Origin of the sequence: Sphingorhabdus sp. EL138, assembly GCF_945862485.1 — a bacterium.
GTDB lineage: Bacteria > Pseudomonadota > Alphaproteobacteria > Sphingomonadales > Sphingomonadaceae > Sphingorhabdus_B.
On the sequence record NZ_CAMAYF010000019.1, the window covers coordinates 1 to 22,434 of the forward strand.

The following is a 22,434-nucleotide window of genomic DNA, read 5'->3' on the forward strand; positions in this document are numbered from 1 at the left end:
AACCAGTTCAACGATGGCATTATGCAATATCGATCATGCAATTTTGAAAAGGCAATCGAGCGATTTGAGCGCTGTCTTTCGTTGAACCCAGAAGACAAATTGTCGCGCACTTACGTCGAACGATGCAACGTTTTACGCGCTAATCCGCCACCCGCCAATTGGGACTCGGTGTGGGTAATGAACGAAAAATAGAGCGCGGCCATTCGGCTGCTTTTATTGCCGCGAGATATGGCATTTCAGGAAACCATGCCGAAATCGATTTTTAGATGTTAGCAAAGCTCATGAACAATGTTGGGATGAAGTATGAACGAGAAGCAAGAATGGCCCAGCGAAGGTATTCATTTGATACGAACGATGCAGCAACATCACGTGCAGCTGAGCAGCATGGCGGATCAGAAAGCCAACATGTTAATCGGCGCCGCGTTTTTGGTTCTTACACTTTCGATCGGACAAAGTCAGAACAACGCCTTCTCACTTCCCTTAGCGATATTGGCGCTGTCTGCGCTTATTTCAGCTGGGCTGGCTATATTAGCGGTGATGCCTTCCACGGCTCCAAAACCTGCGAAAGGAAACAACTGGCTGTTCTTTGGGACGTTCGCGCAGGTTGAAGAAACGGTCTTTCAAGAAAAAGTATTGACCCTGCTGAAAGAGCCTGAAGATATGTTTAAAACTATGCTGCACGATATCTACCAGCTGGGCTGCATACTCCAGTCTGAAAAATATCGCTATCTAGCGTTGGCATATCGGGCTTTTCTCTTTGGGTTAATAATAGCATTTGTAACCTTCGTATATGAACAAATTGCAGGGCGGCTGTTATAGCGCGCTGCTGATGTTCTAGGCCGCCACGGTGCGGCGGCGCTTGCCTCACTGGCGGCAAAGCGATACCAGTTGAGCGCGGCCTGAAGATTGGGGGTTTCGCCTTAGCCGATCTCAGACAGGTGCCCGAGATAGAATTTAATGTAGCTGCACTCAGAGGGGCTGCAAGACTGAATACAAGCCTTGCCCAATCCCCACCAAACAACGCGTTATGCTAATTTTTATAAGCATAAAGTAATACTTGGCGACAACTTGTATCGGACATTCTGTCTATTGGATGCTGGCCTGATAAAACCGAGGCAGATAGAGTTTACTTTTGTTCACATTTACTGACGTCTTTTTGCTATCCAGCCTTCTGATTTTATGATGTTTGTCATAAAAGCTTCATTACCTCGCGCGAGACTATTTATAGACATTCATTGACGACCTCACCAATTTCTTTCTCTTAATAGAATAGGCATTTCATGACCCAAAAAGCCTCCGACTTGTTCATTTCTTGCCTCGAAGAAGAAGGTGTTGAATATATTTTTGGTGTTCCAGGAGAAGAAAATCTCGATTTTCTAGATAGCCTGTCACGCTCGAAGAAAATCAAGCTTATCCTTACGCGGCACGAGCAAGGTGCAGGCTTTATGGCCGCCACTTACGGACGACACACCGGCAAAACCGGCGTATGTTTGGCAACGCTTGGGCCGGGTGCAACCAATCTCGTAACTGCCGGGGCTTATGCCACGCTAGGCGGCATGCCCATGATGATGATTACCGGTCAAAAGCCGATCAAGAAATCAAAGCAGGGGCGTTTTCAGATTTTGGATGTCGTTGCCATGATGGGTCCGATTACGAAATATACCCATCAAATAGCTGCCTCTGACAATATCCCGAGCCGCGTACGTGAGGCATTCCGTTTGGCCGAGGAAGAAAAGCCCGGCGCGGTCCATATCGAACTGCCCGAAGATATTGCTGACGAACATACCGACGCTCTGCCTATCAAACGCAGCGTATCGCGCCGACCCAGCGCCGACCCTAAAGCGGTCCGCGCCGCGGTCGAAGCGCTGGAAAATGCCAAATCGCCGGTGCTTGTTATTGGCGCTGGCGCCAACCGGACGATAACTGGCAGGATGCTGCTGCAATTTATCGAGAAGACCGACATCCCGTTTCTGACGACCCAGTTGGGCAAGGGCGTGATTGATGAGCGTCATCCGAAATTTCTGGGCTGTGCCGCTTTGTCAGCTGGTGATTTTGTCCACCGCGCGGTCGAAGCGTCGGATTGCATCGTCAATGTCGGGCATGACGTCATCGAAAAGCCGCCTTTTTTCATGAAACCAGGCGGCGCCCAAGTCATTCACATCTCCAGCAAAACCGCCGAGGTTGACCCTGTCTATTTCCCCGGCATCGAAGTCATCGGCGATATCGCCAATGCAATCTGGCAAATGAAGGAAGACATCGTTCCAAGCGGGAGTTGGAATTGCGACCATATGCTGGATTATCGCAAAGCCGAGATTGAACATACCGGCAGCCTGTCTGGCGACGCACGGTTTCCTATTTTTCCCCCGCATTTGGTGCAGCAAGTCCGCGACGTGATGCCAGACGACGGCATCATTTGCCTCGATAATGGCGTCTATAAAATCTGGTTTGCGCGGGGTTATACAGCGCACCGACCAAACACTGTGCTGCTCGACAACGCGCTTGCCACGATGGGTGCCGGCCTGCCATCGGCTATGATGTCAGCGATGGTCTATCCCGATCGTAAGGTTATGGCGATTTGCGGTGATGGCGGCTTTATGATGAACAGTCAGGAGATGGAAACCGCTGTCCGGCTGGGCCTCAACTTCACCGTCTTGATCCTGCGCGATGACAGCTATGGTATGATCCGCTGGAAGCAGGCGAATATGGGCTTTGCTGATTGGGGGCTGACCTACGGCAACCCTGATTTCGTCAAATATGCAGAAAGCTATGGCGCCAAGGGACATCGTGTCGAAAGTTCGGCGCATCTGACCGAATTGCTGAAGCACTGCCGTGATACGCCAGGTGTACATCTCATTGACTGCCCTGTCGATTACACTGAGAATGATCGTATCCTCAACGTGCAGATCAAAGAACTAAGCGCTGCATTATGAGCATTTTGAAAGACGCTTATCCGTTATATCTGAATAACAAGGCCGTGCAGTCGAACACCGACCTTGCGGTCACACACAAGTATACCGGCGAAGTTGCTTTCCGAGTGGCCTTGGCCGACAGCGAGACAATTGATGCAGGAATTGCTGGAGCCGTAAAAGCGGCTGAGCCGATGGCGCAGATGGCCAGTTACGAACGCCAGAATGTCCTGATGCACTGTGTCTCTCGGTTCAAGGAACGCTTCGACGAACTCGCTTATGCGCTATGCGTCGAAGCAGGGAAGCCGATCAAAGACAGCGAAGGTGAAGTCACTCGGCTGATTGATACCTTCCGGATTGCCGCCGAAGAATCGGTCCGGATGACCGGCGAGGTTCAGTCGCTCGACATATCCCCGCGCGCTAAGGGTTATCAGGGCATGTGGAAGCGGGTGCCTATCGGCCCATGCAGCTTCATTTCACCGTTTAACTTTCCACTAAACCTAGCGGCACACAAGATCGCACCGGCCATCGCCGTTGGGTGTCCGTTTGTGATGAAGCCGGCGAGCCGGACACCACTGGGCGCCATCATCATGGGCGAAATACTTGCAGAGACCGATTTGCCGGAGGGCGCGTTTTCGATACTTCCGGCCAGCCGTGACGGCGCAGATTTGTTCACGGAAGATGACCGGCTAAAACTGCTGTCGTTCACCGGATCTCCCGATGTTGGTTGGGCCTTGAAGGCCAAGGCGGGCAAGAAAAAGGTTGTGCTCGAATTGGGCGGCAATGCTGCCGTTATAATCGACGAAGATGCCGACCTCGACGATGCCCTGGAACGTGTAATTTTCGGTGCATTTTATCAATCTGGGCAAAGCTGCATCGGGGTGCAGCGGATCATTATCCATGACAGCATCTACAACAAGTTCCGTGACATGCTGGTCGCGCGCGCGGGCAAGCTGGTGTCTGGAAACCCGCATGATCGGGAGACTTTTATTGGTCCAATGATCGACGTTAAGGAAGCGGCACGCCTTGATAGCTGGATCCAAGAAGCGATCGCAGACGGAGCGAAACTGCTCTGCGGTGGAAACCGGGTTGGGGCAATGCTTGAGGCTACTTTGCTCGAAAACGTTCCACGCACGGCCAAGGCAAATCGCGAAGAAGCTTTCGGACCGCTCGCCATCTTGTCGCGCTTTACCGACTTTGATGCGGCGCTCGACGAAGTGAACGATAGCAAATTCGGTTTACAAGCAGGCATCTTCACGCGCGATCTTTTCAAATCGCTAGACGCTTGGGACAAGTTGGATGTCGGCGGCGTTGTGATCAACGATGTGCCTAGCTACCGAGTCGACAATATGCCTTATGGCGGCGTCAAAGATTCGGGTTTGGGCCGCGAAGGAATTCGTTTCGCAATGGAAGACATGACTGAAATCCGCAATTTGGTGATCCGTCGGCGCAAATAAGAAGCATGTTTTATATTTAATCTGTCTCGCTGTCGCTTGATAGAAATTTACCGCTCAAATTCTAACGGAAGAGGACAAATGTTATGGCGTTTAATGATCATGTCGACCTGCCCACATTCATGCAGGGCGTTAGCAAGCGCAATGCAGGGCAGACTGAATTTATCCAAGCGGTGCAGGAGGTCGCGATAGATATCTTTGACTTTATGGAAGACAAAGAGCGTTATCACAAGGAACAGATATTGCGGCGCATCGCCGAACCCGACCGGGTTATTTCATTCCGCGTTTGCTGGGAGGATGATAACGGCAACGTGCGCGTGCAGCGCGGCTGGCGTGTGCAGAACAACAATGCAATTGGCCCATACAAAGGCGGTATCCGCTTTCACCCTTCGGTTACGGAAAGCGTGCTCAAGTTTCTGGCATTTGAACAGACCTTCAAGAATGCGCTAACTGGCCTGCCGATGGGCGGAGGCAAGGGTGGATCAAACTTCAACCCCAAGGGTAAAAGCGATCATGAAGTGATGCGCTTTTGCCAGTCCTTCATGACCGAGCTCTACCGCCATGTGGGGGCCGATGTCGATGTGCCTGCCGGGGATATCGGTGTTGGTTCCCGCGAGATTGGCTATATGTTTGGGCAGTATAAGCGGATCACCAACCAGTTTACCGGCGTGTTGACCGGCAAGGGTCTGGAATATGGTGGCTCGTTGATCCGTACTGAGGCAACCGGCTATGGCGCGGTATATTTCCTTGCCAATATGCTGAAGACCAAGAATGACGATCTGGTCGGCAAAGTTGCTGTAATTTCAGGATCAGGTAATGTTGCAACCCATGCGGCCGAGAAGGTTGCGATGCTGGGCGGCAAAGTGGTCACCATGTCCGACAGTGCCGGTTTCATCCATGATCCTGATGGTATGACGCAGGAAAAAATAGACTGGGTCAAACAACTTAAAAATGTGCGTCGCGGTCGAATTAGTGAATATGTAGATGAGTTCAAAGGGGCAACATTTCATGAAGGTAAAAGCCCTTGGGGCGTCCCTTGTGACGTGGCTCTACCTTGCGCCACGCAGAATGAATTGCTCGGCGATGACGCCAGGGAATTGATTAAGAACGGCTGCATTGCGGTCAGCGAAGGTGCTAATATGCCGACCAACCTCGAAGGTGTCCACGTCTTCAAGGACGCAAAAATATTGTTTGCGCCGGGCAAGGCAGCCAATGCGGGTGGCGTTGCGGTTTCTGGCCTCGAGATGAGCCAGAATTCAGGCCGCATCTCTTGGAAGGCCGAGCAGCTCCAGCAATCGCTGGTCGATATCATGGACGGCATTCATGGCAGCTGTGTCGAATATGGTCAGACCAAGGGTGGCTATTGCGACTATGTGCGGGGCGCAAACATCGCGGGCTTCAAAAAGGTAGCCGACGCCATGCTGGCTTATGGTGTAGTATAATTGCAGCAGATTGGCAGCAAACAGAATTTGCTGCCAATCTGCTTGAATATTTGATACCAGAATCGGAAAGTGGTATCGACTGCCGGGGGGGGCGTGGCCTTACCGGTTTTTGGGGGGATTTCAGTATCAATGGCCGAGTTTGGGAAAAGCCGTGCCTTCTTGAAGGCTATGCCGGGTGTGCTTCTTACGTTGTGCATCCTTTTTCTGATTATGGCCGTTGTATTTCCAGTTTTGTCGCCTGTGCGAGCCACAGGGGCTTCGGATAATACACATTTGGGCGTTGCCTCATGCGCTGGCTCAACCTGCCATGGCCGGTTGGAAGCCGATGGCGCAGTGGTGCGGCAGGATGAGGTTTTGCGTTGGCAGGAACCATCATCGCCTGCCGGAAAACACAGCCAAGCCTATTCCGCCTTATTGGGCAAACGCAGTGCGCAAATAGCCCGCAATTTGGGTATCGGCAAAGCGTCATCTGCGCCGATGTGCCTTGGTTGTCACGCCGACCCGGCCGCATCGCGGGGCAACAGCTTCCAGTTGGCCGACGGTGTAGGATGTGAGTCATGTCATGGTGGTGCTTCAAATTGGATTGCCAGCCACTACGCTGTTGGCGCAAGCCATGCCAATAATGTTGCGCGCGGCATGACGCCGCTGGAAAATCCCAAAGTGCACGCAGCCGTATGTCTTGACTGCCACTTTGGAAGCGCCGCCCAAGGGCAGTTTGTAAACCATCGGATCATGGCGGCAGGGCATCCGCGTATTTCGTTCGAACTCGACCTGTTTTCGTCTCTGCAGCAACATCATAATGAGGATGCCGATTATGCGGCGCGCAAGGGGCGCACCGACCATGTGCAGCTATGGGCCGTTGGACAGGCGCTTGCGCTCAAACGCTCGCTTGATCTTTATGCGAGCGCCAGTCGTGGCACCGAAGGTGCATTTCCGGAATTCTATTTCTTTGATTGCCATAGCTGTCACCGTCGGATTTATGATCAAGGGGACGCACTGAGGACTGGGGTTAACAATCCCGGGCGGCCAATTCCCGAGGGCATGCCGCCATATAATGATGAAAACATGATCATGTTGTCGGCGGCTGCACGGGTAACGGCGCCAGCCTCCGCAGGGCAATTCGATAAGGCCAGCAGAGAATTCCATGCTGCTTTGGCGCTTGACCGGAACATGGCCATCGCAGCGGCGCGGCGCTTGTCAATCGCGGCCAATAATCTGGCTGACGACTTTGCATCGGGCAGTTTTGGCAGCAGCCAAGCTTTTGCAATCATCGATACCATTGCAAGCGATGCCATTGCCGCGCGCCTCACAGATTATGAGGGATCCGTGCAAGCCGTTATGGCGGTCGATACGTTGCTGAGTGCACTCGTCCGGTCGGGTAACCTCACACAAGGTGCAGCAGCGGGCATCCGTGCCAATGTAAACCGCGCGTACGACGCGGTGCGTGATCCGAACGCCTATCGCCCGTCTGATTTTCGCAGGTCAATTGGCGCCGCTGCCAGCGCAGTACGAGCGTTGCGGTAGATATGCGTAAACAACTGACGGCGATCATTACAAGCTGTTCGCTCATATTGTCGTCCTGTGGCGGCGGTAGCAGCAGTGGCGCAAACGGAGGTGACAACGGCGCGCAAACACCTTCTCCGTCACCACCAGCGGGTACGGCAAGATTATATTCCGATCCTTCAGCGGAATCGCTCACCGTCACAGATGTCGAACGTGTGATATCACTGGCAGTGGCAGAGGCCCAGGCGCGCAACTTGCCTTCCACTATCGCGGTGGTGGACCGGGTTGGCAATGTACTCGGCGTGTTCGTTATGAACGGCGCGAATTTGAGCCTGAGAATTCCTGATGCGCCGGGCGGGCCCTCGTCCAACACCGATCTGCAAGGTATCAATCTGCCCGCACCGGCCGCGGTTGCAGGCGCAATCTCTAAGGCAATAACTGGGGCTTATCTCTCGAGCAGCGGCAACGCCTTTTCCACGCGCACGGCGAGCCAGATCGTCCAACAACATTTTCCACCGGCACCGACAACCGTTGGGCTCGAGAGCGGCCCATTATATGGCGTGCAATTCAGCCAGCTCCCATGTTCAGACCTAATGCAACGCTTTGGCAGTTTTGGTGCGAGGGCATTGATTGGCCCCAAGCGGTCGCCGTTGGGACTTTCGGCAGATTCGGGCGGATTTCCGCTATACAAAAACGGCGTAGTTGTTGGCGGCATCGGCGTAATGGGCGACGGCCTTTATGGCTTCGACCCGAACATCTTGGATGTCGACAATGACACTGAAGAATTTATTGCGTTCGCAGCCACCCAAGGGTTTGCGCCGAACGAGGATATCAAGGCCGAGCGGATCAGTGTCGACGGGACATTATTGCGCTATTCGGACGCGACAGTGGCGGGCTTGCGCGGTGGTGCGGTGCAAAGTTTTACGGCGTTGAACGGTAGGGTAGGCAATTTAATAAATGTGCCGGGTTATTCGGACGGCAGCATTGTCGCCGGTTCGGTTTTTGGCAGCGAAGCATCGGGCGTTCGTGCTGCCACAGCCGCCGAGTTTGCCAACCGCGATGCCTATATTTTATCAGATGGATCAGGAACCAATCGCTTCCCGATACGTGCTGGAACTGATGCTGCATCGGTGGCAACACCGCTCAGTACCGACGAAGCCCGGTCTTTGCTGGAAGAATCTTTCGCAGTAATGAGCCGATCTCGCGGGCAAATACGCCGCCCTAGCGACAGCCGCGCACAAATGACGATCAGTCTGGTCGACACGCATGGCGCTGTCCTTGGTATTGTGCGCGGCCCTGATGCACCGGTTTTTGGTACAGATGTCTCATTGCAAAAAGCGCGAACCGCCGCGTTTTTCTCCAACCCGCGCGCAGCATCTGATTTGGCTGCAACCAATAGTCCGAGTGTGGGCATGTTTCTTGCCAGCGCGCGGACATTTTTCGGCAGCAGTAACATTTTCACTGGCCAGCATGCATGGACTACCCGCGCGATCAGCAATATTTCACGGCCCTATTTTCCTGATGGCGAAGTCGGGCGAGCCCCCGGACCATTTTCGCGCGACATTAACGGCTTCAATCCTTTTTCTACCGGACTTCAGTCAGCCCTAATTGTCGGTAATGTTACTGCCCATGTTGGCTTTTTACTTGGTGGAAATCCAGACACCCCAGCGCGCTGCACCACAATGCCAGATGTTGCGACAGGGCAAAACCGATTGCAAAACGGCATCCAAATTTTCCCCGGATCCGTGCCGGTTTATCGCGGATCGACATTGGTCGGCGCGATTGGCGTTTCGGGAGATGGTATAGATCAGGACGATATGGCTGGCTTCCTAGGCGCGAATACCACGGGTCTGCGCATTGGCGGCATTGGGAATGCCCCTCCTGCAATGCGCACCGATCAGATCGAAGTCACCACGAGCGGCGCCAAAATAAGGCTGCGTTACATCGGCTGTCCGTTCGCGCCCTTTTTGGGTTCCAACCTACAGAATGTGTGTCAGGGGTTATGATGTTTGCCGATCTGCCCCCGATGCCGGCAACCGCTGTAACCCAGGTTTACAGCCCGCTCACCGCCCTCGGGGCAATGCTGGAACCGGCTGCTACGGCCGCGCAAGTAATCGATGCGGCGCCAGTCGAAGCCGAGTCCACATTGCCGCAAAAATCCGCAGTTGACCCACTGGCGGACCCCGATAATGGCATCATCGAAGGTCGCAAACGGCCTGGATATCAGCCGCGCCTCCCTGACAAAGTCACGCAAGATAATATTGGCGCGGTGCGCCCTCCTCCGCCTGAGGCATTTCCGATAGACCAGTTCCCCATCCCTGATAGATGGCGATTGATCCAGTCCTTAGGACTAGTGAAAGAGCGCTGGTTCGATCCGTACAACCAGAACACCTACAAAGGCGACCGCCCCATCAATCGCGCGAAAGTGCCGTGGCTGCCTATCAAGGCCAATGATTGGTTTTTCATTGCAAGCGCAGTCAGCGATACTGTTGTTGAAGCGCGGACATTCCCGATACCAGTCGGCGTGCAAACGACCGAGCGTCCCGGCAATCTGGATATTTTTGGTAGAGATGGCAGCGAGGTGTATTCACAGACGTTTGTCGTTGGTGCAGCACTTATCAAAGGCCTGACCGCTTTTAAACCGCCTGACATAGAATATCGCGTCGCGCTTGCGCTCAATGTCAATTATGTGAACGTCCCGGAAAAGCGGGTGCTGTCGGTCCTGCCGTCAAAGCCTTCGCACCGGCTTGACCAATTTCTAGGCCTGCAGGAATTGTTCGTTGACTATCACGTCCGCAATACGTCGGATCGTTATGACTTTGAATCAATCCGCGTCGGCATACAGCCTTTCCAAAGTGATTTCCGAGGCTTCCTGTTCAACGACCAGCAATTAGGTATCCGCTATTTCGGCAGCCGCGATAACAACCGCTGGCAGTATAATTTGGGCGCGTTCTGGCGACTGGAAAAGGACACCAATTCGGGCTTGAACAGTGTCGTGCAGAGACCACGCAATGACTGGGTTTTCATCGGAAACTTATATCGGCAGGATCTACCTATTCCTGGCCTGACCAGCCAAATTACCGCCGTCTATAATATGAATCGTGAGAAAAATCGGATCGAGATTGACGATAATGGCTTTCCGGTGCGACCCGCGTTGCTTGGCAATTTGCGGGGCCGGAATTACGACGTTGTCTATCTTGGCTATAATGCGGATGGCCGGATTGGACGAGTTAATCTAACGGCATCCATTTATGGCGCGCTCGGTACCGATAGTCAAAATTTCTTCACAGGCCAAAAGGGTAAAATTCGCGCAGGTTTTGCGGCTGCTGAGGCTAGCTACGACCTCGACTGGATTCGTTTCCGTTTGTCTGGTCTTTATGCAACTGGTGACCGCGACCCGTTTGATAAAAAAGAAACCGGCTTTGATGCTATTTTTGAAAATCCTATTTTTGCAGGAGCCGACACCAGTTACTGGATACGCCAAACAATTCCCTTTGCCGGCGGCGGTCGTGCCATCAGCATAAACGGCCGCAACGGCATATTAAATTCGCTGCGCTCGTCCAAAGAACAAGGTCAGTCGAATTTCAACAATCCTGGCACGATATTGCTTGGGGCGGGAGCCGATTTTGATCTTACCCCGACGATGCGTTTGTCAGCAAACGCCAACTATCTGTGGTTCGAAAATACATCAAATCTGAGAGCGCTCCGTTCTGAGGGTAGCATTCCAAAAGATATCGGTTGCGACCTATCAGCCGCAGCGATATGGAGGCCCAAAGCTACGCAAAATATCATTTTTCGGTTGTCGGCGGCAACATTGTTACCCGGCAAAGGATTTAAAGACTTGTTTACCAACCGACCGCGTGACAAACAATATTACTCGCTGCTCGCCAACGTGATATTATCCTATTGATGCGCGCCGATTTTGCCTTGAACCGCAACCGGATTTGGACAGTCATCTTACTGATCCTATGCTGCGTTTTTGCGGCTTCGTTGGCTTATGCTGCCGACAAAGAAAAGCCAGTCGAGCGCATTTACCCCGTGTTTCCGCCTGCCCCGCGCACGCAAGAAGCGTCAGACGTGCTGGCAAAATCATCCGGCTGCTATTCATGTCACACCCAAACCGATGCACCGACCATGCACAGCTCGCCAGCCGTGCAACTTGGTTGCGTTGATTGTCATGGCGGCGATCCAAAAGTTATGGGTAATTCCAATCTGAAACATGACGACCCTGCCTATGTCGCAGCGCGTGACAAGGCGCACGTCCTGCCCAAATATCCAAAAAGCTGGCATTTCCCATCGTCTGCCAATCCCAAACGCAGCTACACCTTGTTGAACCAAGAAAGCCCCGAATTCATTCGGTTCAACAATCCGACTGATTACCGCGTCGTCCGCGAATCTTGCGGTGCCTGCCACATGGAAGTGATCGAAGCGGGCGAGCGTTCACTTATGGCATCTGGCGCGATGCTCTGGGGTGGGGCTGCATATAACAATGGCATTTTGCCCTACAAAAATTACGTCACTGGCGAGGCATATACTAAACACGGCGAAGCGGCGAAAATCATGTCGCCCGGAAACCCTGTCGGCACAGTTACCGAGGAGCAGAAAAAGCGTGGGGCGTTGGCCGAGCTTTATCCCCTGCCGATGTGGACAGTTGTACCTCCCGGCGATGTCTTCCGCGTCTTTGAACGCGGCGGGCGCAACGTGAATACGCAGTTTGCCGAAGTTGGCCTACCCAATCCGACGGGCAGCATACAAAGGCTGGAAGAACCGGGCCGTCCGGACCTCAAGCAATCCAATCGCGGGCCAGCTACTGGGTTGCGCGTCGCCATCCCGATCCTCAACATCCACAAAACGCGGCTCAACGACCCGTTCATGTGGTTTATGGGTACAAATGACCAGCCGGGTGATTATCGCCATTCGGGTTGTGCCGCCTGTCACGTCATCTACGCTAACGATCGCGAACCTCGACACAGCCTAGGCTATTCACAATATGGTCGCGACGGACAGACGCAGACTATTGATCCGACCATTGCCAATAAGATGGAGCCGGCTGATCATGATGACAAAGGCCATGGCGCTGTGAAAGAGCCCGGCCATGGCGCTGTGAAAGAGCCTGGACATGGCGCTGTGAAAGAGCCTGGCCATGGCGAGGGGCCGATAAAGGAAAAGGGCCACCCCTTACGTCACATATTCACGCGCGCGATTCCAACATCGCAGTGCATGAATTGTCACATGCATCAGCCCAATATCTTCCTGAACAGCTACCTCGGTTACACGATGTGGGATTACGAATCCGATGCGCCTTCGATGTGGCCGCAGAAGCAGAAATACCCAACAGCTGCAGAAAAGTTCAAAGTTCTCGACCGCAATCCTGAGGCAGCTGCGCCGAAAGGCAAATGGTCTGATCTTGATTTCTTGCGTAATGTGTATGACCTCAATTCTGGCCTGAAGGATACACAGTTCGCAGACTATCACGGCCACGGCTGGAATTTCCGTGGAATCTTCAAGCGTGACCGAGAGGGCAATCTGCTTGATGCCGATGGCAAAATAGTTGCGCCCGACGATCCTGAAAAATGGCGTAAAAAGGGTGAAGGCAAATTTGTCGAACCCGGCGTGAACCCCGGTAAGACCGTGCATATGATGGATATTCATGCCGAGAAAGGGCTGCAATGCGCCGACTGCCATTTCGCGCAGGACAGCCATGGCAACGGTCTGATCTATGCAGAGGTCGCCAATGCGGTTGAGATAGGTTGTAAGGATTGCCACGGCACCGCCGACGCTTACCCCACACTGCTGACATCTGGCCCGGCGGCGCGTCCGCAGGGGAACAATCTCGCGTTGCTTCGCAACGCCGATGGGCGCCGCCGTTTCGAATGGCTGTTTGAACCTGATGGCAGCCGCAAGCTGATACAGCGATCCATCGTTGATCCCAAGCTGGAATGGGAAGTCAGCTTGGTGAAAGATAGCATGAATCCAGGCAGCGGACAATTCAACGCTAAAGCGGCGCGTGCAAAACTTATGGGTCGCGTGGGCAAAGAAACTGGCGACTATGAATATGGACTTGATGTCCCCGTAGGCGAACGCGCCCACGGTGATGACAAAATGACCTGTTTCACGTGCCATCTGTCGTGGACCACCAGTTGCGGCGGATGCCATTTGCCAATTGAGGCCAACTGGAAAACCAAAACGCACAAATATGAGGAAGATGAGACACGCAATTTTGCGACCTATAACCCGCAGGTCGCGCGCGAAGATATGTTCCAACTTGGTCGGCATCAAACGACCAAAGGTAATATTATCGCGCCTGTTAGATCCACTTCAGCGTTGGTGCTATCTTCCACAAACGTTAACCGCGAGCGGATATACATTCAGCAACCACCGATCAGTTCGATCGGTTTTTCTAGCCAGGCATTTGCACCGCATTTTCCCCACACCGTACGTAAAACCGAAACAAAACAATGCACCGACTGCCATTTGTCTGCATCCGGCGACAATAACGCGATCATGTCGCAGCTGATGCTGTTGGGAACCAATTATGTTAACTTTGTCGGATTGAATGCGTGGGTCGGATTGGGCGGCGGCTTTGAAGCCGTACGTGTTACCGAATGGGATGAGCCACAGGCAGTAATAGGCTCGTATCTCCAGCGCTATGCTTATCCGGATTACTACAAGCTTCACGTGGACCAAAATGGCCGCGAGCTTAAAAACTGGGTGCGCGGCAAGACGCTCGACAAAAACTTTTCGGGTGAAACCGAAGCAACAGAAGAATTCGCCAATATTGTGCAGGGCACCGGCGACAAAGTTGGCTGTCTGCAACTGCGGGGCGAATATATGTTTGTCGCCCAGGGCAATCGCGGCTTTCAAGTTTATGACGTCGCGTCGATAGCTAATAAAGGCTTCTCGGAACGGATTATATCTGGTCCATTCTCCAAGCTTGGCCACAATACACAGATCAAATCGAAGAACGCCACCTGCATGGCGCTGGCAACCAACCAGCCAATCAGTCCATTGCGCAACACGCCCGAAATGCGCGAAGCCAATCAGGAACAGGCTTTCCACCCGATCTATAATTTTGCAGTAATTACCGATAGCGTCGAAGGGCTTATCCTGGTCGACATTAACACAATGGCTGATGGTGAATTCCGCAATAACTTCCTGAAACGTGCAGTGACGTGGAACGATCAAGGCGTGCTGAAAGGCGCGCGGCACATCACGCTGGCCGGGCATTATGCGTACATCACCGCGGATGTCGGGCTTGTCGTTGTCGATCTTGATGATCCAATGCGGCCGAAAACAACCGCCGTGATTAAGTTGAATGATGCGCGCGCGTCTGCGATTCAATTCCGCTATCTGTGGGTTAGTGATGCCGAGGGTGTGAAGTTATTTGACGTGACTAAATTGGCCGAACCAGTAGCGGTTGCGGAAGGTACAATCCCGCTCGCCAATGCCCGTAAGCTCTATGTGGCGCGCACATATCTATATGTTGCCGGCAAGCAAGATGGCTTGGTGATCGTTAATGTCACAAAACCGACAGCGCCGTCGATATATCTCAAAGAAACATTTGGCGGGCAATTGTCGGATGCCGAAGATGTTGTCGTGGGATCTACCAACGCCTCGGCTTTCGCATATGTTGCTGACGGCAAAAACGGGATGAAGGTTATTCAACTCACGTCGCCGTCGACCCAGCCCAATTATTATGGCTTCTCCCCTGCGCCAAAGCCGGAACTGATTGCGTGGGCAAAAACGCCTTGGCCTGCTTATGCCATTTCCAAGGGCATCGACCGTGACCGTGCGGTCGACGAAAGCGGAAAGCAGATTGCAGTATTTGGCCGCTTGGGTTCGCGGCCTTTTACGCGGACGGAGATGGAGAAGCTTTTCCTCAACAGCCTCGGCAAACCTTATTTGGTAACCGACGAAGCGAAGGTCACCAACTGGCATCCGCCTTTGAAGCTACCTAATTAGCGCGCTCGGCAATCAACTGTTGGATGAGCGCTTGCAGACGGTCATCATATTTGGCCAATACGGCACGGTCGCCTACACTATCGAAATGCGACACGAGCTGACGTCCGTTCCATAGGTGCAGCGCATAACCGGGCTCATCGGCGATAATCATGGCCCGGTTGTCTGGCGTTTCCGGATCAATCGGGTTCAAGTCCAACGTCACTTGCGCCGCCGTTGAGGAACATATCGCAACGGCGGTCCCCTGCCACGGCACAGCAATGGATCTGTGGACATGGCCGCACATTATTCCCTTTATATTGGGAGCATCCTGAATGGCTTGGGTGAAGTTGCGAACCCATTGTTCTTCCGGATGAGTATTCATCCACACGATACCTATTTCGACAGGGGGATGGTGCATGGCGATGATGGTTGGCGTATCGCGATCCTGGGCAAGCGTCGACCGAAGCCATTCGGCGCGCATGTCACAAAATGCGCCGCCGTGACGCCCCTCTTCCATCGTATCGAGCATTAATATCCGAACACCGCGAACTTCCACCGCATATTGCACGAAACCATCTACAGTAGGGCGTTCAGGAAATTGCGCGCTGAAATTACGTCGGATATCATGATTGCCAAGGCACATATATACGGGAAAACTACAGATGCTAAACGCATCGGCCAACTGCCTGTAGCTTGCAGCATCGCCATGTTCAGTCAGATCACCTGTGGCTATGAGCAGGTCGGGGCGATTGGGGCCATCGTTCAAATACCGCAACACCTGGTCAAGGCGCTTTCGGTTGAACTCGGCTGGATTATCCGGGTCAAAGCCCAAATGGATGTCGGTAACCTGAGCAATAAGCAAAGCAAATACGTCCTTCTGTTAAGGTGCCTTGCCATTCTCTACCCCGGTTTTACTAATATCCCTTTTCCGTGCCATATTATACTTCGGAACCCATGGCGCACCTTCATCCGCGTGAAAGCTGTGGCACATTGCGCAACTCGATGGAACATCTGCGTTAGAGGCCTCACCGCCGTGACATGTTCGACATGTCTTTATCCCTGGTAACAATAACTCGCTGGCACTACCTGATTGTTTTGCTGCGTGACAGGATGAACAGGTTTCAGTGTCATGCGCATCATGGTCGAACCAACCTTTCGTCATATAGCGCGAGGTTTGATAGACCTTTTGCACTTGCCAATTGTCCGAACCGGCAGGTGGCGCGATTACGGTATGACAGTCATAGCATGCCCCACCTTTTGAAAAGACCGCGCGGATGGCGCTATCGGCGCGGCTGTAATTGACGCTGCCGAAATAGGCATAATATGGCTGGCTTCGGGCATAATCGCCAGGACGCCTGCGCCCTTCCATGGATTGCTGCGTGCGTACACTGTAGGGACCGCCTGAGCGGTAAAATGCGCGTAGGTCAGCAACAACCATTTTAGGGTCGCCATGGCGCAATGTGCGAACTGTGTTGCCGATCTTTTCAAGACCAAGATTATGACACTGCGAGCAATTCTGCTCCATATCGATCGGCTTAAACCCAACGCCGTCAGGCGTCTTTACATGGCAATCCTTACACTCAAGTGCCTCACCAAAATCGAATTGCTTGCCCAGCCGCCCAGCCATACGTGCGACGCCATTCGTCTGCGATAGATGAAGATTGTGCGGGAATTTTAATCCGCTATTTTCCACTGGCTTTTGATCGAGCGATATCCGCTCCCTTTTCGGGGGAGAGCCGTTCGCCGTTATAACCGTTGGCTTGAATTGGGGATGCGCGGTGCCAAAGTCACCCGCGTTAGCAATCTTGGTGTCGGTCAACCGCTTGTTCATATCGGTATGACAACTGCTGCAAAATTGCTGCTTGGTATCTTCCATAGGCCCAGCACCTTCATGCTCGTTATGGCATTCTACGCAGCGGCCTTCTGGACGGTTAAAGCTATCGGCAATTTTACGCGATATTTTTCCATCCCAATCAAGCGGAGCTTTGGCAAGTTTAAGCCTTTTGGGGTCGGCATGCTCGTGGGCGTCATCATGGCAAGAGACGCATGAACTGTCGCGCACCGCAACAAATGCCTCGGTATGGCAAGATTGGCAATTCATGCCCAATCCCGCATGCGGCGACGATAGCGACCCGCTGCTCCAAAGACTGTCGGCATGAAAAGCCGCAGGCCGCTTCTCGGAGTTTTGATAGTTATAGAATGTGTAAATAGGCAAAACCAGGAGAGCAAGCAGAACGATCACAGACAATGTCCAGGCCATAATCCGCCTGCTGGGCAATACACCCCGTAGCGTGAACAGACCGATTTCGTCTCTTTCTTTGGTCGAATCCGACAACACTTCGATGCGTTCTACGGTAATTACGACTACGGAATCTTCTTCCGAAATGACCAATAAATGGCCACCAAAGCGCATCTCGGCGCCACCGGCCGGGTCGATAATCGCCTGCGACGTGTAGCGGCCATCTACCTCAAAACCGAGCCCTGCGAGTGCGGCTATCTCAAGCTTTCCATTCGCCTGCAGCGTCAGCCGGGCATGGCGCATTTCAACTGCCAAATCGGTGAGGTGGATCTCGCACGATGCCTCTCGACCAACAATAATCTCGCGTACGTCATGCGGATAGGCACGGATGATTTCCCGACCATCCGAGGTGCGCGATATTTGACGTACAAGAAAATTCATGCTGCGGTCACCAGTAGAAAAACACGCTGACAATATGGGCTATAAGCGCTGCGATGAGCGCGAATGTCAGCGGTACATGAAAATGGAGCCATATTTCAAGCATGGCTTTTAACTGCAAATGCTTTCGCGTCCGCGCAAGAATTGCTCGTTTGCGACCCAATAGCGAAGCCACTTTTTCTAACGGATCGTCACGCGTTCGCGGCGCACTTTCGGTAACGAGCATGATTTTTTCATGCGCCGCTATTGTTTTGCAGGCCGGGTAGCGATTGGTCATCCTGCGAATAATGCCGCCACCAAACGGATCTTGATCGAGCGAGCCGCGTACAAGTTCGGCATGGTTCTGGTCAAGCGGTTGCGCCGCGTCATGCAGTTGGCGGTCAATGGAGCGAAGAGAAGCCAGCATTTGCGCCTCGGTCGTTTGGTCGCGATTGGCGCTCATAATCTTTGGCACGGTTGCGTAGACGGAAATGCCCCAGATGCCGGACAGGATTACAATCATCATCAACACATAAGCCAGCGTGTGCACGTTCCAGCCAAGTTGGAACCCGGTGTGCAGCGTCCCAATAACAATCAGGCTAAGCCCAAGATAGGCATGCGCCGATGTCCATGCCTTTAGCGACCAGTGGCCTCGCGACATCCTGCGCTTGCGGATACCTAGTAAGCTGAGCCACAAGATCATCAAGACGCCAATGCTTCCCAAAGTGTAGCCGTACCAACTACCGCCATTATGCCGGGGCTGGACGTCGATGATGAGATAGCTGACTATCGCCAACAGCGAAATCATTGTCGCAATCTTCAACCAGCGAAAGTTTGCATGGCGTAAAAACCCCTCATGCGTCCCGTCGCTCTGCACCCGTCCGGACTGTGCTGCCTGCCGATCCATCAGCCGCCCTCACCTTCAAGTTTGGCGACCGTGAGGAACTTCTCAGGGGATACCCGTATCGCCGCGCCAGTGGGGCAGGCTCTCACACAGGCCGGGCCACCATCAATGCCAGAGCACATATCGCACTTAATTGCCTTCTTGGGCTTTTCAACATTGGGGTCAGCATTTTTATACGACCATTTCTTACTGGGCTCGCCTGGACCCGGCCCCATACCCAACAGCATCCAACTCAGAAGTCCAGGCTTTTTCGGTGGCTCAGCCTCCATGCGGATAACGCCGTAAGGGCAGTTGCGCTGGCAATTACCACAACCAATACAGGTGTCGTCAATGAACACCTCGCCATCAGGACCGCGGTGAATGGCATTGGGGGGGCAATCTGCCATACAATGCGGATGTTCGCAGTGGCGACATGATGTGGGCACATGAAGATGCGCATATGTCCGGCCTGCCTCGCGATCTAAGCGCGACAAACCCTCATGACTGTCGGCGCAGGCCTTTTCGCAGTTGTCGCAACCAACGCAGAGACTTTCGTCTATCAACAGCACGTCGGTCGCTTCACCCATTCCGTTCTCAACGAGGAAGTTGGCAACGTTGGAATACATATCAACGACGCTGGAAAAGCTATCTTTCTTCGCTTCGATAAATGCGTTGAGGTCCTGGCGCGATGCCATGTCAGATTTGATTCGTGCCAGCAGTTCTGGCTTCATCTCCAGCAACGCTTTGAATGCCGTGCCGTCGAGTTTAATGACTTCGGATTTGACTGCTGCTTTAACAGTGGCGGTTCGGCGGGTGTTTCCGATAAGCGCCATTTCTCCGACATAAGATCCCGCCGGAAGATAGGACAGAAACACCTGTTTTCCAGCGATCTTCCTTTCAACGATCATAGATCCTTGGCGGATGATGAACATGTCATCCCCTTCATCGCCTTCGGTAATTACCGGCTTACCCGCACTCACGGTCTGGATTTCGCTATTGTCCAGGACTTCGGTCAAATCTGACGAAACAAGTCCAGAGCCGAAAAGCTGAAGCAATTGGCGTTCGGTTGCGATGCGTTCAATTGCACGCTTTGCGGCAGGCACCGAGCTCTGCAGCTTCAGCGCGGCAGTGCGCGAGATTTCGACGCAGATAGAATCCTCGCCAGCGCGGATCGTAGCCCCGCGCCGCCGACCCGAAATCAATCCTACTTCGCCAAAGATTGAACCCGTGTTGATAGGAACAATTTTGGTCGCGTCATGTGCGTCAATCAATACCTCGACCGAACCGCTGGCGATCGAAAACAATGATGACCCGGGATCATTACGTTCAAAAATCGTTTCTCCGCTCCGGTAAAAACGCGCTTCGGAATCGAGCATAAACTCGCGCATTTGCAAGGGCGTGAGACCGTTCAATATCGTTATGTTGGACCGCAGAAATTCAAGCCATTCCTCGACACTTTTGCGACCCGGCAAATCTTTGAACTTGGCCTCGAGGATTGGTTCATCTGCTGGCTTCAATGCATTATTGCCATTGATGAATTCAACAACATCATAGCCTTGATTCATGCAATGCTTAATCAGCGGATAACCTGCCAGCGCGCCGATGACGTAGATGCCCTGCTTTGTTGATTCAAAGGAAGGCGACAATTTTGGAAATGCAACGCGATCTTCGCTGGTAAACTCTACGCCGCAGCTCTCGATAAATTTACGCGGCGGCGCTGACCCCATACGCGCAATAACTCGGTCGCATTTGACCTTTGCTTCGCCGTCTGGCGTATCATATGTTATAAACCCAGGCTCAACCAGCGTGGGCGTTGTGCCCGTCCGCACAATCACCCGACCGGAATCGCGCGCAGCGAGCAAGGCTTTGATATTGGCATCTTTGGCGGTGGTGAATTCTGCATTCCGGTTTACAATCGTAACCGTGTTGCGCTGCTCAGGATCCGCCGCAAGACCCAAGGCATTCTCTATACCGGCGTCACCCGCGCCGATCACGGCGATATGTTCGTCTATGTACGCGCCGGGATCATCAAGTGTGTATTGAATATGAGGTAAACCGCCGCCATCGCAACGCATTAGGTTTGGGTTCCCCTGCGTCCCAATGGCAAGGATGACAGTTTCCGCTTCGATGACGGCACCATCGGTCAACTGCAAATTGAAGCTGCCCCGCTCTCCTTCGATTGCTTTGACCTCTGAATGGTACCGGACGTTTACCTTATGGTCGCCGGTTTGGCTGTCCCAAGTATCTAATATAAATTCACGCTTTCCAGCACCAAAATCAACATCGGACCGCAGGATCAGTTGGCTGGGTGTCGCCATGACATGCTTGCCCTTTTGATACTTATATATCGTGTCGGACAGGTGATCGGTTTTTTCAAGCAACACATGGGTCAGACCTAAGACCGCCGCGCGCGATGCAGCACTCAGTCCAGCGGGGCCCGACCCAATGATTGCAATGCGATACTTTGTTGACATGCCCTCATTCCCACATTGCGATCAAACCGAAAAATCCGGGCGCAAGATGGCAAGAATGACCAACCTTACTTTTGCCCCCCGAAATGTTACCACTCTTTACCAACTCTTACAGATTGTGCTACACTCTTTTTTGTTATTTTAATCGAGATCCCTTTTAATCGAGATCCCCATGACTGACACAGCTGAAGTATCAAAAATTCCAAGATTGCTCCTTTTCGGCGCGCTTGCCGTGTTTGTGATTGCTATTATAATTGGGGTATCACGCAACTTGGGCAGTGAAGACAGCCCCACTACCGCCACGGCGCTTAAGGACATTAACGCTAACGCCGCTGGACCAGACGCTGTGATAGCGGCGCTTGAAGAAAGAACGCGCAAAGATCCGGCAGATGTGGAAGCATGGCAGTTGCTCGGATGGTCTTACTTCGAAAATGGTAGATATCTGGATTCGGCCAATGCTTACGGTAAGGCAACAAAACTTGAACCGGCTCGCGCAGTATATTGGTCATCGCTTGGCGAGGCTTTGGTGATGGCCGACGAAAGCAACCCGATGCCAAAAGCAGCCAAAGCCGCATTTGATAAAGCGATAATACTTGACCCAAAAGATCCGCGATCCCGCTATTTTCTTGCCGTCAGTAAGGATTTAAATGGCGACCATACAGGCGCAATTAATGATTGGCTGGAGTTATTGAAGGACACTCCGAAGGACGCACCTTGGGAGGCTGACCTTATCCGGACCATCGAACAAGTTGGGAAAATAAACAAAATTGATGTTACAAAAAGCTTAGCAAGCGCCCAAGAAAATCGGACTGTTGACCTATCCGCAACCCTAAAAAGCATTGCGGCAGCCCCGATACCTGGACCCAGCAGATCGGACATGGAGCAAGCGGCCAAGCTGCCACCTGGCCAACAACAGGAAATGGTAACCTCAATGGTAGAGGGACTGGAGACCAAGCTTGCTAAAAATCCAAAAAATATAGATGGATGGATTATGCTGATGCGTAGCCGCATGACATTGGGCGAAACGGCAAAGGCAAAGGCGGCACTGACAAAGTCGGTCGCGGCAAATCCGGAAGCGCAAAGCAGGCTATTGAAGGAAGCTCAAATACTTGGTGTCCCAGGAACTTAAGTTCCGCGGAACCATCGACAATTCCTTTTTACGGCACTCAGCCATAGTT

The 22,434-nt window shown here is 52.9% G+C and carries 14 protein-coding genes; 10 read left to right on the plus strand and 4 right to left on the minus strand.

Features of this window, described 5'->3' with window-relative positions; genetic code table 11:
• The 9 genes from Q0O33_RS08145 to Q0O33_RS08185 form a co-directional block, all read left to right on the plus strand.
• The coding region (locus Q0O33_RS08145) for a tetratricopeptide repeat protein (RefSeq protein ID WP_295498097.1) at positions 1-192 on the plus strand (192 nt) is incomplete at its 5' end.
• Positions 193-303: 111 nt separating this feature from the next.
• On the plus strand, positions 304-819 hold the full coding sequence (locus Q0O33_RS08150) for a Pycsar system effector family protein (RefSeq protein WP_295498100.1): 516 nt from the start codon (positions 304-306) through the stop codon (positions 817-819).
• A gap of 461 nt (positions 820-1,280) precedes the next feature.
• On the plus strand, positions 1,281-2,930 hold the full coding sequence (locus Q0O33_RS08155; protein ID WP_295498101.1) for an acetolactate synthase large subunit: 1,650 nt from the start codon (positions 1,281-1,283) through the stop codon (positions 2,928-2,930).
• A complete protein-coding gene (locus Q0O33_RS08160) occupies positions 2,927-4,363 on the plus strand; it encodes an aldehyde dehydrogenase family protein (RefSeq protein ID WP_295498104.1) in 1,437 nt (478 codons plus the stop codon). Before Q0O33_RS08155 ends, Q0O33_RS08160 begins: the two co-directional genes overlap by 4 nt.
• Positions 4,364-4,446: 83 nt before the next feature.
• Positions 4,447-5,802 carry an NADP-specific glutamate dehydrogenase gene (gene gdhA, locus Q0O33_RS08165; RefSeq protein WP_295498106.1) on the plus strand — a complete coding sequence of 452 codons (1,356 nt, stop codon included), beginning with the start codon at positions 4,447-4,449 and terminating at the stop codon, positions 5,800-5,802.
• A 210-nt stretch (positions 5,803-6,012) separates the two neighbouring features.
• Complete coding sequence (locus Q0O33_RS08170; protein WP_295498161.1) at positions 6,013-7,326, plus strand: multiheme c-type cytochrome; 1,314 nt, start codon at positions 6,013-6,015, stop codon at positions 7,324-7,326.
• Between the two features lie 2 nt (positions 7,327-7,328).
• Positions 7,329-9,311, plus strand: coding sequence for a heme-binding protein (locus tag Q0O33_RS08175; protein ID WP_295498108.1), 1,983 nt, complete (start codon positions 7,329-7,331; stop codon positions 9,309-9,311).
• Complete coding sequence (locus tag Q0O33_RS08180; RefSeq protein ID WP_295498111.1) at positions 9,308-11,215, plus strand: hypothetical protein; 1,908 nt, start codon at positions 9,308-9,310, stop codon at positions 11,213-11,215. The genes Q0O33_RS08175 and Q0O33_RS08180 overlap by 4 nt, the downstream gene beginning before the upstream one ends.
• Positions 11,215-15,267: a multiheme c-type cytochrome gene (locus Q0O33_RS08185; RefSeq protein ID WP_295498163.1), complete on the plus strand. Its 4,053-nt coding sequence runs from the start codon at positions 11,215-11,217 to the stop codon at positions 15,265-15,267. Before Q0O33_RS08180 ends, Q0O33_RS08185 begins: the two co-directional genes overlap by 1 nt.
• Here the strand turns inward: Q0O33_RS08185 and Q0O33_RS08190 are convergent.
• From Q0O33_RS08190 to Q0O33_RS08205, 4 genes are read right to left on the minus strand one after another with little or no spacing between them, the layout of a single operon-like run.
• Positions 15,260-16,108, minus strand: a complete 849-nt coding sequence (locus tag Q0O33_RS08190; protein WP_295498114.1) for a phosphodiesterase — start codon at positions 16,106-16,108, stop codon at positions 15,260-15,262. The genes Q0O33_RS08185 and Q0O33_RS08190 overlap by 8 nt on opposite strands.
• Before the next feature lie 18 nt (positions 16,109-16,126).
• A complete protein-coding gene (locus Q0O33_RS08195) occupies positions 16,127-17,926 on the minus strand; it encodes a cytochrome c3 family protein (RefSeq protein WP_295498116.1) in 1,800 nt (599 codons plus the stop codon).
• A 7-nt stretch (positions 17,927-17,933) separates the two neighbouring features.
• The gene (locus tag Q0O33_RS08200) at positions 17,934-18,809 is read right to left on the minus strand and encodes a hypothetical protein (RefSeq protein ID WP_295498119.1); all 876 of its coding nucleotides are present in this window, start codon (positions 18,807-18,809) and stop codon (positions 17,934-17,936) included.
• A complete protein-coding gene (locus Q0O33_RS08205) occupies positions 18,809-21,259 on the minus strand; it encodes a cyclic nucleotide-binding domain-containing protein (protein ID WP_295498122.1) in 2,451 nt (816 codons plus the stop codon). The genes Q0O33_RS08200 and Q0O33_RS08205 overlap by 1 nt, the downstream gene beginning before the upstream one ends.
• 343 nt (positions 21,260-21,602) lie before the next feature.
• Here Q0O33_RS08205 and Q0O33_RS08210 point away from each other — a divergent pair, with 343 nt between their 5' ends.
• Positions 21,603-22,385: a tetratricopeptide repeat protein gene (locus tag Q0O33_RS08210; protein ID WP_295498125.1), complete on the plus strand. Its 783-nt coding sequence runs from the start codon at positions 21,603-21,605 to the stop codon at positions 22,383-22,385.
• The last annotated feature ends 49 nt before the right edge of the window (positions 22,386-22,434 follow it).